This window comes from Mesorhizobium norvegicum, from assembly GCF_004919685.1.
In the GTDB taxonomy this organism is placed as follows: Bacteria; Pseudomonadota; Alphaproteobacteria; order Rhizobiales; family Rhizobiaceae; genus Mesorhizobium; species Mesorhizobium norvegicum.
The window spans coordinates 1-275 of record NZ_SMYZ01000228.1; the positions used below are offsets into that span (position 1 = coordinate 1).

1 protein-coding gene is annotated in these 275 nt (G+C 63.6%); it reads left to right on the forward strand.

The annotated features are described in order from the left end of the window. Positions 1-275: efflux RND transporter permease subunit (locus FCU66_RS40870; RefSeq protein ID WP_136625536.1), on the forward strand; the 275-nt coding region annotated here is incomplete at both ends.

The window sequence follows — 275 nt, forward strand, 5'->3', positions numbered from 1 at the left end:
GTGCCCAAGCACGTGGAAGGTGAGCACAGCGACGACCCCCACGCCGAGCACGACGCGCATGACACGTGGCTGATCCGCAAAATGAAGAAGCCGTATCTGCGCCTGCTGGAGTTGAGCCTGAACAACGGCCGCAAGACCGTCGTCGTGGCCGTGGCCGTGTTCCTGGCCACAGGCGCGCTGATGCCGTTTCTGGGCACGGCGTTCATTCCGGAGATGAAGGAAGGCTCGGTGGTGCCCGGCATCAACCGCGCGCCGAACATCTCACTGGAAGAGTC